Source organism: Aeromonas sp. TECH754 (assembly GCF_056279295.1).
Genome location: NZ_JBWBRA010000001.1, coordinates 902,797 through 917,146, shown reverse-complemented (window position 1 = coordinate 917,146; position 14,350 = coordinate 902,797). Strand labels below are relative to the sequence as shown.

Annotated in this window: 7 protein-coding genes; 1 reads left to right on the top strand and 6 read right to left on the bottom strand. The window is 58.6% G+C overall.

The window, feature by feature from the left end:
• Positions 1-234: 234 nt before the first annotated feature.
• The 6 genes from ACZ9IL_RS04045 to mnmL all read right to left on the bottom strand — a co-directional run bounded on the left by ACZ9IL_RS04045 (position 235) and on the right by mnmL (position 9,275).
• Positions 235-2,160, bottom strand: a complete 1,926-nt coding sequence (locus ACZ9IL_RS04045) for an EAL domain-containing protein (protein WP_476002346.1) — start codon at positions 2,158-2,160, stop codon at positions 235-237.
• 3 nt (positions 2,161-2,163) lie between these two features.
• Complete coding sequence (locus ACZ9IL_RS04040; RefSeq protein ID WP_476005300.1) at positions 2,164-2,934, bottom strand: transglutaminase-like cysteine peptidase; 771 nt, start codon at positions 2,932-2,934, stop codon at positions 2,164-2,166.
• A 97-nt stretch (positions 2,935-3,031) separates the two neighbouring features.
• The gene (locus ACZ9IL_RS04035; protein ID WP_476002345.1) at positions 3,032-4,363 is read right to left on the bottom strand and encodes a TolC family outer membrane protein; all 1,332 of its coding nucleotides are present in this window, start codon (positions 4,361-4,363) and stop codon (positions 3,032-3,034) included.
• A gap of 36 nt (positions 4,364-4,399) precedes the next feature.
• Positions 4,400-5,815 (bottom strand): HlyD family type I secretion periplasmic adaptor subunit, encoded by a 1,416-nt coding sequence (locus ACZ9IL_RS04030; protein ID WP_476002344.1) that lies wholly within the window; start codon positions 5,813-5,815, stop codon positions 4,400-4,402.
• Entirely contained in the window at positions 5,808-7,952 is a 2,145-nt protein-coding gene (locus ACZ9IL_RS04025) for a type I secretion system permease/ATPase (RefSeq protein ID WP_476002343.1), read from the bottom strand. Before ACZ9IL_RS04025 ends, ACZ9IL_RS04030 begins: the two co-directional genes overlap by 8 nt.
• A gap of 378 nt (positions 7,953-8,330) precedes the next feature.
• Positions 8,331-9,275 carry a tRNA modification radical SAM protein MnmL/YtqA gene (mnmL, locus tag ACZ9IL_RS04020; protein ID WP_476002342.1) on the bottom strand — a complete coding sequence of 315 codons (945 nt, stop codon included), beginning with the start codon at positions 9,273-9,275 and terminating at the stop codon, positions 8,331-8,333.
• Positions 9,276-9,887: 612 nt separating this feature from the next.
• On the opposite strand from mnmL, the gene gltB reads away from it, so the two are divergent.
• Positions 9,888-14,345, top strand: coding sequence for a glutamate synthase large subunit (gene gltB / locus ACZ9IL_RS04015; protein WP_476002341.1), 4,458 nt, complete (start codon positions 9,888-9,890; stop codon positions 14,343-14,345).
• Positions 14,346-14,350 lie beyond the last annotated feature (5 nt).

Genomic DNA, 14,350 nt, shown 5'->3' with positions numbered 1-14,350 from the left:
ACACCTTAGATCGAGTGCCGTCCTGCTTCCGTTGCAAAAATGTACAGCGCTGAATCTGTTCAGCTCCATCCGATGCAGTAAATCGAATAATGTTTTTTTACACATTAAAATCAACGCATTAACAAGGTCTCTTATGAAGCCCTTTTTGTGATCGCCGTAAAAAACACCCTCTCTTATTCTAAACAGATATAAAAAAGGGCCCACATTGGGGCCCTTTTTTAACAGTGGCATTCATCACGACAACGGGAATGCAGGATGAACGAAGCCTTGATAGCCATCGATATGCAGGCTGGACAGAACCTCGACTTGCTGTTGATCCTCCACACGCGTGGCGATCGTCGTGACACCCGCGTTGTGGGCCGCCCGGCAGACCGCCGCCAGGAAGGAAGTGTCTGCTCCCGGCTCCATGACCTGGCTGGTATAACCGTGATCCACCTTGACATAGGCCGGCGCCAGTTCTTCCAGATAGCCGAGAGATTGGAAGTGACGACCATAGTGGTCGACCCCCCACTGGAAACCATGCTCTCGTAGTGCGCTGACCAGGTCTGTGACTTGCTCTTTATGTTTCATGATGGCGGCCTCGGGGATCTCAAACAGCAGCCGCTCCTTGAGTTCGCCATTCAAGGTCAGATAGCCTCTCAGCCAGATCAAGAACTCATCGGAACAGAGCGAACCTGCGGTGATGTTGACGGCCAGCACCAGCTCGGGTTGCTGTTTGAGCAGAGGAGCACAGGCCTCCAGCACCGCCTTGTCGAACTCGGATCCCATCTTGAATTGCTCGATGGCAGGCAAGAACTGAGCGGCAAAATAGTCGGTGCCATCTCGTGAGATGGAGGCGAACAACTCGGCATGCAAGCGCATCCCATTGTCAAAACGGCAGGCTGGCTGCGCCTTGAAACGCCACAGGTTTCTGGTGATGGCATCCTGTACCAGATCGCGCCAGGCCAGACGCCCCATCAGCCCCTGATCCGTGCCACCTTCCATGACGACGGCACCACGCCGCTCGTTGCGCGCCTTGCCCAATGCGTTGTCGGCCTTGGTCAGCAGAGTGGAGAGATCGTCGTTGCCGTCACGCCCGGCAATCCCGACCACCGAAAGTGAACCACTCTCGCCCATGGGGTTGACCACCAGATCGGCGATGCGGCTGTTGATAACCTCCGCCAGCTCCTTGAGCTGCGACAGATCATCGGTGGGGCAGAGCAACGCGTATTCGGTAGCCGAGATCCGGGCCAGCGCTGCGCCATCCCAGCCATCGAGCAGTCCTTTTAGCACTTGGGCGATGGACTTGACCATGTTGTCCCGCGCGGCAAAGCCCTCCTCCCGATAGAGATCGTCCAACATGTCGACGGCCACCAGCATGACGCCACCCTGGCCTGCTTCGGCAATCCAGGCGTTGACCTGGCCGACGAAATAGGAGCGGTTACCGAGTCCGGACACCGCATCCACATAGACTCTGGCCCGTAGATTCTCAGCCTCGTCAGCCTGCTCCTTGAACTGCAGCGCCAGCTTGTTGGAGAGGGTGTTGATGGCCTGTACCACCTGTTTCAGTTCGCGGCTCTTTGGCTCGGGAATCGCATGTCCGAAATGGTGCAGTTCGATCTCGACCGCCTGCTCGCAGATGAGCTTGAGGGGTTTGAGCAGATAGTTGAGTGCCCTCATTAGCAAGACAGTGGTGATCAGAAAGCCGACCAAGAACCAGGTCGCCAGCTTGCTCATCCCTTCCCAAAGCTCGTAATAAGCCTGGCCGGAGTGACCCACTACCTTCAACTTGCCCAGTTGCAACCAACCCGACGTCAAAATCGATTCATTGGATACCTCGGGAAACAGGCCCAATCCAATGAACCACTGCGGCACGCCCTGAATATTGTTGCTGTTCTCAAGCTCGATCACATCCTTGGAGGCCAGCAGATCCAGCCGTACCAATTTATAGTAACCCCCGTCAAACACGGCCTTGAGGACGGACTCAGCGCTGACCTTGTCGCCATTCTCCAGATAAGGCGTCAACGCCAGCCCCAGCGAGGTGGCGGTGTTGATCACTGTGGTTTCCTGCTGCTGAGCCAGATAGTTACGGGTCGAATTGAACTGCACCCAATAGGTTGCAGCAAACAACAATCCGAACAATAACAACATGGTTGCCAATAATTGTCTGTAGAGCGTCATAGGTTAATCATCCAAATTCACCACAGGCCGAGCCAATCGCCCTGAAGTCATGCGATTGCGTAAGTCAGTCCATAATCCCAAGCGGGATGATTGCCCGGCCAGTTCCCCTTGACCACGCGCCTTCATCAACCACAGGTGACGACCGTTAAAGCTGTAAATCGGCATCAAATCTCCCCGCTGGCTTGCCGGACGAATGGAGCCGATAAGGTTGTCCAAAATAAGAGGGACAGAAGCAGGTGTCTCATAATAGGCAACAACCATATGAAACTGGTTATAATCCAATGCCTTGACATATACCATTCGCATTTTTTCATCCGGAATGCCAAGTTCCAGCAGCGTAAAATACTTGGAAATGCTGAAGTCTTCACAATCTCCGCCGGCGGCTCCCAAAAATTCCAGCGGAGTCGCCCAATAATCTTTCTTTCCCCACACCTTGATGTCATCGACGAAGCGCATCTGGTTGAAGAACTGGTTTACCTTCTCCAGCTTCTGGCGCTCGCTCAGCCCAGCAGCACGATTCTGTATGGCCAGTGTGCGCCAGCTGGTGACCCGCTTGCCCGCCCGTACTCCGTAGGTTTCCTCTGCTCTCTTGACCAGTTGAAGATCTTCGGATGAGAGCGGTTGACTGGCATTGAGCAACAGGGGAAGTGATAGCAGGCACCACCACAGCAAAGGGCGTGCCCAGCGCAGGGACAGGCACTGGTGCCATTCCTGCCAGGACCTACCAATCCCCCTTGCCTTGCACCACGCTGTCACATTGTTCCCCTGCGGCATGTCATCGCAATCTTCATTTGAAAACTCAAAACATAAAGAAATGACTGCAGCAAGCTGCAGCCATTTTTTGTCTGATATCACATCAGCGCAATTGCCATCAATTGTTGTTGGCTTGCCAATCAGCCGGCTGCTGTACGTTCATGGCATTGAGCAAACCACCGGTGGCATTGAGGATACGGTAATCCGCCAGCAGGGAGTCATACTCAGCCGTGATGTAGCTGCGGCGCGCCTCGAACAGTTCGTTCTCCGTGTTCAGCACATCCAGCAAGGTCCGTTGGCCCAGACCAAACTGCTTCTTGTACGCCTGTACGGTGTCATAGCTGGCGTCCACGTGCTCTTTCAGGAAGACTTTCTGCTTGGCCAGCGACTCTTTGGCGTTCCAGGCGAGGCGGGTACCCTCTTCCACCTGACGGAATGCATTCAGGTGAATGTCTTTCGCCTGGGAATAGAGCGCCGAGGTGGCTTTGCTTTCGGCCAGATCCGAGCCGCCACGGAACAGGTTGTAACGCATCCGGACCATGGCGGTCAGATCGTCGTTACGGCCCTTGACCGCGTCGATGTCCTCGTTCCAGTTCTGATCCACCTCGAAGGCCACGTTCGGATAGAAGCCGGACTTGGAGCCTTCATGCTGGTACTTGGCCTCCTCGATATCCTGCAGCGATGACAGCAGGGTCGGGTGCACCTCGGTGGCCGTCTTCAGTGCATCCTCCAGGGTCGCGGGGATCAACTGGCTGCTCGGAACTGGCTGCACCAGATCCTTGGGAACCTCATTCACCACGCGGATGAACTCACTCTCGGCATCCCGGTAGTTGTTGTCCGCTGCGGCCTGATTGGAATAGGCCCGCGCCACCCGGCCGTCGATCTGGGTCTGGTCCGCGGTGGAACCAAGACCCGAATCGGTCCGCTTCTGGATGTCGCTGCGGATCTGTTCGTGAGTCTCCAGATTCTGCTTGGACAGCTCAACGATCTCCTGCTGACGCAGCATGTTGAGATACACCTCCGCCACGCGCAGCGCCGTGTTCTCCGCTTCGGAGATCATGGCCAGCCGCTGGGCATTGGCGGCGGCATCGGTCCGGGCCACGTTGCTGCTGACGTCGAAGCCGTCGAACAACATCTGGCGCAGACTGATTCCGGCCTCTTTACGGGTCATGGAATCATCGATCGTCTGCGAGTTGGCTCCTGCCGCACGAGTGGAGGGGCTGTCAGTTTTTTCATAACCGACGCCACCACGCAGATCGATGGTGGGGTAGTAACCACCTTTGGCTCCATCATGCTGATACAGTCGTGCCTGATAGAGGTCAAAAGCTTCCTTGATTTTTGGATGGGTAGCCAGTGACTGCGCCACTGACTGTTCCAGCGTTTGAGCCTGGCCAAGGCCAGGGAACAGCACTGCGCCACTGACCAGCATGGCAACAATCGTCTTCTTCATGGTATCTCCAGTCATGTTGTTATTAGATTGTTGGCTTTATCGTTCTCTCAGTGCCGACTGCTTAGCCCGCAAGATCGGCTTTAGCAAGTAGTCTAGGACACTTTTTTTACCAGTAATGATATCTGCACTGGCTAGCATACCGGGGATGATGGGAAGTGCGTTAAGCTCATCGCCCAGGTAACTCTTCTCGGTGCGCACCCGGACCAGATAGAAGGTATTACCCTTCTCATCCTGGATCGAGTCGGCACTTATCTGTTCAACCTTGCCATGTAAACCTCCGTAGATAGTGAAGTCATAAGCCGTTATCTTGACCACCGCCTCCAGCCCGGGGCGCAGGAAGGCGATATCCTTGGGCGACACCTTGGCTTCCACCAGCAGTGTGTCTTCCAAAGGCACGATTTCCATCAGATCCATGCCCGGCTGCACGACGCCGCCCAGAGTATTGATCTTGAGCTTCTTGATGGTGCCCTTGAGCGGCGCCAGCACGCTGGTTCTGTCGACCCGATCGCGCAGACCCACTTGTCCCTCTGACAACTGGCTCAGCTTGCCCTGCCGCTCGTTGAGCTCGGTCTGGGAGTCGGCTCTGAACTTCAAGGCGATGTCGTTGCGCTTGGAGATGGTCTCCCGCAGCACTGAATTGAGTTTGGGGATGAGCAGCCGGTTGGCCTCCAGCTCCCCTTGCATTTCGTTGACCTGCCGCTCCAGTTTGATGAGCTCCACCTGGGGCACTATACCCTCTTTCGCGAGAGGGCGGCTGATATTCAACTCCTGGCGAGCCAGATCGACGCTGCGACCCACCGTCCTGATCTTGGCGTTGAGCTCGATGGTCTCCTGCTCTTTCTGCTCGATCTGCTGACCGAGGATATAAAGCTGATTGGTCAGGTTGTTGAGTCGCTCGTCCTGCACCGACTGTTCACGTGCCACATATTCGGCGAAGACACTCTCGAATCCGTCAGGGAAGACGATGGGTTGCTTCTGGACGACCACCTGTTCACGCCAACCAAGGTTGGGCTCATTTTTGACCACCACGCTCTTGATCTCGGCACGCAGGCGGGAAATGTCTCCCTTGAGGATCACCATCTCCTGCTCGCGTTCACGAAAATCCGACTTGAAGCGGGTGTCATCGATGCGCAGCAAGGGCTGGCCCTTCTCGACGATGTCACCCTCTTTCACGAAGATCTCCTTGACGATCCCCCCTTCCAGGTTCTGGATCACCTGCAGCTGGCGCGACGGGATCACCGTGCCCTGACCGACAGTGACCTCATCGAGCTTGGCCCAGGCAGCCCAGACGATGGCACTGACGAAAAACAGGAAGCAAGCCCACAACAATACCCGGGCGCGAGTCGGGGTCGTCAGCAAGACGGCGGCGGCGCCATCATCGACATACTCGAGATGCTCGGGGGATGGCAGAACCGAGTCTGGCGCCGTTTTCTTGAACCAGTTCTTAGCCATTGGCCGTCTCCTGCACCCGCACCTTGCCTTCCTTCAATTGCTGCAATACCACCTCTTTGGGCCCATCGGCCACGATCTGCCCCTGCTCCACCACTATGACCCGGGAGGCCACGTCCAGCATGGAAGTCTTGTGAGTGATCAGGATCAGGGTGATCTCAGGCCCGAGCCGCGCCAGCTCCTGTTTGACGTGCATCTCCGACTGGTTATCCATGTTGGAGGTCGGCTCGTCCATCACCAGGATGGGGGGATCGTTGAGCAGGGCACGAGCCAGCAGAATAGCCTGGCGCTGACCACCTGAGAGCTGACGACCACCCTCGCCTATCTGTCGATCCAGTCCGTTGGGATCCCGATTGGTGAAGCTGGTGACCCCGGCGCGCTTGGCCGCCCGCAATACCCGCGAGTCGTCCACCAGCGGATTGCCGAGCATGATGTTGTCGCGCACCGAGCCGAAGAACAGGGTCACATCCTGTGGCACACAACCGATGTTGCGGCGAATGGCCGCCGGCGGCAGTTGATCCAGCTCGAAGCCATCGAGTCGCACCGAGCCATCGGTGGGTCGATAGAGCCCCATCAGCAGCTTCTCCAGGGTGGTCTTGCCCGCCCCGATCCGGCCTATGATGGCCACCTTCTCACCCGGCTCGATACGCAGCGAGATGTTGTGCAGGGTGCTGCTTTCCATGCCCGGGTATTTGAAGGAGACGTTCTCGAATTCGATGCGGCCCAGAATGACAGGATGGTGAATGTACTGCTTGCCCTCCTCCTGCTCCCCCGGCGTCATCATGATCTTCTCCAGGATCTCCAGCGCAGACTTGGCCTGGTTGTAACGGGTGGAGAGCACGGAGAGCTGCACCATGGGGGCGATGGCGCGGCTCGACAGCATGACGGCGGCTATCATGCCGCCCATGGTCACCAGCCCTTCCGAGATCTGGTAAACCCCGACGATGACCAGCCCCACGGTCACCACCTGCTGGATGTAGCTCGCCAGGGAAGACATGGAGTTGGTGATGCGCCGGGTCTGTACGCCCCAGGTAGAGATGTGGGACACCGCCTGCTCCCAGCGATGCTGGAACATGCTCTCGGCACCGAAGATCTTGACGGTTTCCAGGCCCGCGATGCTCTCTATGAGGTTCGCGTTCTTCTGGGAGGCGAGGCGGGAACCTTCCTCGATGGACTGCTTGAGCGGCTCCTGAATGTAGAAGCTGTACGCCACCAAAATCAGAATGGCGACGATGGGTACCACCACCATGACACCCGCGAAGATCCAGATGATGAACAGGAAGAAGATGGCGAAGGGCAGATCGATCAGCGTGGAAACCGTGGCAGAGGTGAAGAATTCCCGTACCGACTCAAACTCCTGCAGGTGTTTGGCGAACGCCCCCGTCGAGGCGGGGCGTGACTCCATCTTCATCCCCATCACCTTGGCGAAGATCTTGGCCGACAGCAGTACATCCGACTTCTTGCCCGCAATGTCGATAAAATAGCTGCGCAATTGACGCATCACGAAATCAAAGGTGAACACCACCATGGCCCCTGCCGCCAGCACCCAGAGGGAGTCGAACGCCAGGTTGGGCACAATCTTGTCGTAGACGTTCATGGTGAACAGGGGGCTGGCCACCGCAAACAGGTTGATGAGGATGGAGGCGATCAGCACATCCCGGTAGATCCCCCGGGATTCGAACAGAGTGCTCCAGAACCAGTGACCGTCACGGGTCTCCAGCACCTTGGGAGAGCGTTCATCAAACTTGAACTGTTTTTTGACGAAAAACAGTCGGCCATTGTATTCGTCACCCAGTTGAGCGGTGCTGACCCACTGCTCCGCATCCCCGGCCTGAGGGAAGATGACCTTGCCCTGAGTCCTGTCTTCATTCCATTCCAGCAGGATACAAGCGCCGCCATTACGGGTCTGAAGCACGCAAGGCAGCAACAGAGAGGACACTTCCGCGAGGGGCTGGAGCACCTCGCGAGCGGACAGGCCGCCACGCTCGGCGGCGCGGGGAAAGAGTGCCGCGCTAAGACGACCGGACACCAGTGGCAAGCCGGTGGTCAAGGCATCCTGACTGTTGGGCACGCCATAAAAACGGGTCAAGAAGACCAGGCATTCCAATAGCTCATCAATACGGCTAGTTTCTGCTTGCATAGCATCCTGTCAAAACATGATTTAGACGGTTGTCGCGGGGAAATATCACCGTTTTCATTGAGATGGCGCCCTTTGAATAACGGAGTCTGCAGTCCGTCACCGAAAGCCGACAACCAAATTAGCGCACAGGGCAATGACATTTTAAATGTCATCACCAGACCCAAACATCATCAAACCGGGAAGATGGTTATCATGCTCGGGACTCGGTGGCGATCAGAGTGCGACATCGAGAGCGAGATATCCTGCCCGGTTCGGAAGTACTAGAAGCTTATTGATAACAATATCTTTTCCAAGCCGACCATCTTATCAAGGCGACTTGAATGAAACTATACTGCAAAGACTGAATTTCATCTAATAAGCCCCTGTTTTTTGATGGAATTAGAGTGACGACTCATCAAAACCCGCGAGGGAGAAGGGCCGGCCGAGACGATATCCCTGGGCGCCGGAGCGAGCCAACTCGGTGGCGATGCCGGCCATGGCGGTCCAGCGATTCTCGCACCAGGCCGGTGCCAACAGGGTCGGACGGCGGGCCGACGCCGAGATGCGATGATAGACCACCTCGGGCGGCGTGTGCTGGATCATGGCCACCGCTGCCTCTATATATTGCTCCAGTGTCGGCACCTCCAATCTTCCCGCCTGCCACGCCTTGCCAAGGGTACTCCCCTCCACCACGTGCAACGGATGCAGCTTGATCCCTTCCACGCCAGTGTCCACGATGCGATGCAGCGTCGCCAGACTGTCCATCGCCACTTCCCCCGGCAGGCCGACGATGAGATGGGCGCAGACCTTGATCCCCCGCAGATGGGCACGGCGCACCGCATCTTCATAGGCGGCGTAGCCATGGCCTCGGTTGATCCGTTGCAACGTCTTGTCGTTGGCGCTTTGTAATCCAAGTTCCAGCCACACCTCATAGCCGCGAGCCTGATAACCGGCCAGCAGATCCAGCACCGCATCCGGCACGCAGTCTGGTCTGGTGCCGACGCAGAGCCCCACCATATCGCTGACCGACAGCGCTTCTTCATACATGCGCTGCAGGTATTCCACCTCGGCATAGGTGCTGGTGTAGGCCTGGAAGTAGGCGAGGTAGCGCTTGGCACGGGTCACTTCGTCCCGCCGGGCCAGCAGCTGTTGCACCACCGAAAGCTGCTGGGCCGACTCGTCGGCAAAGGAGGAGACGTTGCAGAAGGTGCAGCCACCGCGGCCCAGGGTGCCGTCCCGGTTCGGGCAGGTAAAGGCGCCGTGAATAGAAAGCTTGTGGATCTTCTGGCCGTGGCGCTGCTTGAGATCCTGGCCAAACGTATTGATGAGTTCGTGTAACTGCATGACACCTCCAATATAAGGTGTCATTGTACCGGCTCACTCCGCCGGGGAGACTGAGCTGGATCAAGCCCTCCCGAGCCTCAAAATCATATAAATATTCACCTTTAACCGGATAAATATCCTAGATCCGGGTATTCAGGTCACTTTTGGAAACCACGCCCCCCTTTATAAAGCGAGAAAAGAAAAGCATGGCCTCTCCCTAACCACCTGTTCATGCTGAAAAAATTTCAAATAGCCTGCATCTGGATAAATGCAAGACACAGGATCCTGAAATGTGATCCCGGCCCGACCTCGGCAGGACGGATTGGTAAGATTACTACAGTTATCCGGCACGATGCAGTCGACCACTAACAGCAATAATATCAGCATATAAAACTTCAATTTATTAAATTTAAAGTTTTTTATTAATGAAAACCCCGGTTATCACTCCAAAACCCACAGTTTGTTATGATAATGTAACATTACAAACAGCCCGGATGTTCAATTGACCTTGCCCGAAAATCCCATTAGTTTGGAGATTCGCCACCTCAGGCGGACGGAACCACAAGAGCCAATCGCAATTTATGCAATCTGTTGATGACAGTGCGATGGAAGGCCGAGCAAGGGAGAAATGCAATGTCACTATATGATCCAAAGCTGGAGAGGGATAACTGTGGCTTCGGCCTGTTGGCCCACATGGAAGGGGAAGCCAGCCACAAGCTCGTCCGTCTCGCGATGTCAGCCTTGGCTCGCATGCAGCACCGCGGCGGTATCTCCGCCGATGGCAAGACCGGCGACGGCTGCGGCCTGCTGCTGCAAAAACCGGACAGCTTCTATCGCGCTGTCGCCGAGGAGAAAGGATGGCATCTGGGCCGCAACTATGCGGTCGGCATGCTGTTCTTGAACCCGGACCCCGTATTGGCCCAGCAGACTCGCGACATCATCGACGAAGAGCTGGAGCGCGAGACCCTGAGTCTGGTCGGTTGGCGCAAGGTGCCCATCGATACCAATGTGCTCGGTCCCATCGCCAAGGCTTCCCTACCCAGCATCGAACAGGTCTTTGTCAACGCCCCCCCAGGCTGGGTCGACAAGGATCTCGAGCGGCGCCTCTATATCGTGCGCCGCCGCATCGAGAAGCGCATCAGCGACGACTACTTCTACGTGGTCAGCCTCTCCAACCTGGTCACCGTCTATAAAGGGCTGTGCATGCCGGTGGACTTGCCGCGCTTCTATCTGGATCTCGCCGACATTCGCATGCAGGCGGCTATCTGCGTGTTCCACCAGCGTTTCTCCACCAACACCAGCCCGCGCTGGCCGCTGGCACAGCCGTTCCGCTATCTCGCCCACAACGGCGAGATCAACACCATCGCCGGCAACCGCCAGTGGGCCAAGGCGCGCAGCTACAAGTTTGCGACCCCGCTCATTCCGGATTTGCAGGAAGCCGCCCCCTTCGTCAATACCACGGGCTCGGACTCCTCCAGCCTCGACAACATGCTGGATCTCTTCCTCGCCGGCGGCATGGACCTGTTCCGCGCCATGCGTCTCTTGATCCCGCCTGCATGGCAAAAACACCCGAACATGGATGACGACTTGCGCGCCTTCTATGACTTCAACTCCATGCACATGGAGCCCTGGGACGGCCCGGCCGGTATCGTCATGACCGATGGTCGCTACGCCACCTGCGCGCTGGACCGCAACGGCCTGCGCCCGGCCCGCTACGTCATCACCAAGGACAAGTTCATCACGCTCGCCTCCGAAGTGGGCACCTGGGATTACACCCCGGACGAGGTGCTGGAGAAGGGCCGGGTCGGCCCGGGTGAGCTGTTCGTGGTGGATACCCATAACGGCAAGATCTGGACCAGCTTCGAGATCGACGACGATCTTAAGAGCCGTCACACCTACAGGCAGTGGATGGACAACCATTGCAAACGGCTGGTGCCGTTCGAGCAGATGGATGACGCCAGCACCGGCGCCCGCGAGTTCTCGGACGATCAGCTCAAGACCTATCAGAAGCTGTTCGGCTACTCCTACGAGGAGCTGGATCAGATAGTGCGCGTGCTCGGCGAGAACGGCCAGGAGGCGGTCGGCTCCATGGGGGATGACACTCCGATGGCGGTGCTCTCCTCCAGCCAGCGCACCCTGTACGACTACTTCCGCCAGATGTTCGCCCAGGTGACCAACCCGCCCATCGATCCGCTGCGGGAAAACCACGTCATGTCGCTGGCCACCTGTATCGGCCGCGAGCAGAACGTGTTCAACGAGACCTTCGGCCACGCCCACCGGGTGCTGTTCCAGTCGCCGATCCTGCTCTACTCCGACTTCCACCAGTTGCTGGCGCTGGAAGGCGAGCATTACCGTCATGCGGTGCTGAGCCTCAACTTCAAGCCCGAAGAGGGGCTGCAGGCGGCGCTGGAGCGACTGTGTAGCGACGCCGCCGAGAAGGCGCGCGCCGGCACCGTGCTGCTGATCCTGTCGGACAGGGACGTCAATGCCGACACCCTGCCGATCCCGGCTGCCATGGCAGTGGGCGCGGTGCAGCGCACCCTGGTGGACAACAACCTGCGGTGCGACGCCAACATCCTGGTGGAGACGGCGAGCTGCCGCGATCCGCACCACTTCTCCGTGCTGCTGGGCTTTGGCGCCACCGCCATCTACCCCTATCTGGCCTACGAGACCCTGGCCAAGCAGGTCGAGGAAGGCGTGCTCAAGATGAGCCTGCGCCAGGCCATGCTCAACTACCGCAACGGCATCAACAAGGGCCTCTACAAGGTGATGTCAAAGATGGGCATCAGCACGGTGGCAAGCTACCGCTGCTCCCAGCTGTTCGAGGCGGTGGGTCTCTCCAAATCTGTGGTCGAGCTGTGCTTCCGTGGCGTGGCCAGCCGCATCCAGGGTGCCGACTTTGCCGACATCCAGCAGGATCAGCTGCAACTGGCTCGTCAAGCCTGGCTGGCCCGAAAGGCGCTCACCCAGGGCGGTCTGCTCAAGTTCGTCCATGGCGGCGAGTACCACACCTACAACCCGGACGTGGTGCAGACCCTGCAAGTGGCGGTGCGCTCCGGCGACTACGCCGATTACAAGGAGTACGCCCGCCTGGTGAACGAGCGCCCGGTCGCCACCCTGCGCGATCTGCTCGCCCTCAAGAAGGTCGCCAATCCAGTGGCGCTGGAGCAGGTCGAGCCCGCCGCCAATCTGTACCCCCGCTTCGACTCCGCCGCCATGTCCATCGGTGCGCTCGGCCCGGAGGCGCATGAGGCGCTGGCCGTGGCCATGAACCGCCTCGGCGGCAAGAGCAACTCGGGTGAAGGTGGCGAGGATCCCAAGCGTTTCGGTACCGAGAAAAACTCGCGCATCAAGCAGGTCGCCTCGGGCCGCTTCGGCGTCACCCCCCACTATCTGATGAATGCCGATGTGGTGCAGATCAAGGTGGCCCAGGGCGCCAAGCCCGGCGAAGGCGGCCAGTTGCCCGGTGACAAGGTCACGGCACAGATCGCCAAGCTGCGTTACTCGGTACCCGGCGTGACCCTGATCTCGCCGCCGCCCCATCACGACATCTACTCCATCGAGGACCTGGCCCAGCTCATCTTCGACATCAAGCAGATCAACCCGGATTGCCTGGTGTCGGTCAAGCTGGTGTCAGAGCCCGGCGTCGGCACCATCGCCTGCGGCGTGGCCAAGGCCTATGCGGACTTCATTACCGTCTCCGGTTATGACGGCGGCACCGGCGCCAGCCCGCTGACCTCGGTCAAATACGCCGGCTCCCCCTGGGAGCTGGGGCTGGCCGAGACCCAGCAGGCGCTGGTCGCCAACGGCCTGCGCCACAAGGTGCGACTGCAGGTGGACGGCGGTCTCAAGACCGGTCTGGACATCATCAAGGCGGCCATCCTTGGCGCCGAGAGCTTCGGCTTTGGCACCGGCCCCATGGTGGCGCTCGGCTGCAAATACCTGCGCATCTGCCACCTGAACAACTGCGCCACCGGCGTCGCCACCCAGGATGAGAAGCTGCGTCGCGAGCACTTCACCGGCCTGCCGGAGATGGTGATGAACTACTTCACCTTCATCGCACAAGAGACGCGCGAACTGATGGCCCAGCTCGGGGTGACCCAGCTCACGGATCTGATTGGTCGTACCGACTTGCTCGACGCCCTGCCCGGCCTCACCGCCCGTCAGGCCAAGCTGGATCTCTCCGGCCTGCTGGCGAGCCCGGTGGCACCGGCAGGCTCCAGCCTGTTCAGCCAGCAACACAACCCGACCTTTGACAAGGGTCCGCTCAACCTCAAGATGGTCGAGGATCTGCTGGACGCAGTCGAGCACAGGTCCGGCGGGGAATGGCGCTACGACATCCGCAACACCGATCGCTCGGTGGGTGCGCGCCTGTCTGGCGAAATCGTCAAACGCCACGGCAACCAGGGCATGGCGGCGGACCCGGTGCGGGTGCACTTCAACGGCACTGCGGGCCAGAGCTTCGGCGTCTGGAATGCGGGCGGGCTGGAGATGATCCTGACCGGCGATGCCAACGACTATGTGGGCAAGGGCATGACCGGCGGCAAACTGGTGGTCAAACCCCACGTCGGCGTGGCGTTCAAGTCCCACGAGGCGGCCATCATCGGCAACACCTGCCTCTATGGCGCCACCGGTGGCAAGCTCTACGCTGCGGGTACCGCGGGCGAGCGCTTCGCGGTGCGTAACTCGGGCGCCCTGGCGGTGGTCGAAGGCATCGGCGACAACGGTTGTGAATACATGACCGGCGGTATCGTCACCGTGCTCGGCACCACGGGCGTCAACTTCGCGGCGGGCATGACCGGCGGTTTTGCCTATGTGCTCGACGAATGCGGCAGCTTTGCCAAGCGCACCAACCCCGAACTGGTGGAACTGCTGGAGGTGGCAGACCTCGCCATCCACCAGGAACACCTGCGCGGCATCATCACGGCGCACCTGAACGAGACAGGCAGCTCGCGCGCCGAGGAGATCCTGGCCAACTTCGACTCCTATGTGCCCAAGTTCAGGCTGATCAAACCCAAGTCCAGCGACGTCAAGTCCCTGCTCGGTCACACCAGCCGCTCTAGTGCAGAACTCAGAATCCAGGCGCAATAAGGAGG

What these genes read in the sequence shown, in the direction of transcription:
- ACZ9IL_RS04045 (WP_476002346.1), bottom strand. Translation starts at nt 2,160, where the DNA reads ATGACGCTCTACAGACAATTATTGGCAACCATGTTGTTATTGTTCGGA.
- ACZ9IL_RS04040 (WP_476005300.1), bottom strand. Translation starts at nt 2,934, where the DNA reads ATGCCGCAGGGGAACAATGTGACAGCGTGGTGCAAGGCAAGGGGGATT.
- ACZ9IL_RS04035 (WP_476002345.1), bottom strand. Translation starts at nt 4,363, where the DNA reads ATGAAGAAGACGATTGTTGCCATGCTGGTCAGTGGCGCAGTGCTGTTC.
- ACZ9IL_RS04030 (WP_476002344.1), bottom strand. Translation starts at nt 5,815, where the DNA reads ATGGCTAAGAACTGGTTCAAGAAAACGGCGCCAGACTCGGTTCTGCCA.
- ACZ9IL_RS04025 (WP_476002343.1), bottom strand. Translation starts at nt 7,952, where the DNA reads ATGCAAGCAGAAACTAGCCGTATTGATGAGCTATTGGAATGCCTGGTC.
- mnmL (WP_476002342.1), bottom strand. Translation starts at nt 9,275, where the DNA reads ATGCAGTTACACGAACTCATCAATACGTTTGGCCAGGATCTCAAGCAG.
- gltB (WP_476002341.1), top strand. Translation starts at nt 9,888, where the DNA reads ATGTCACTATATGATCCAAAGCTGGAGAGGGATAACTGTGGCTTCGGC.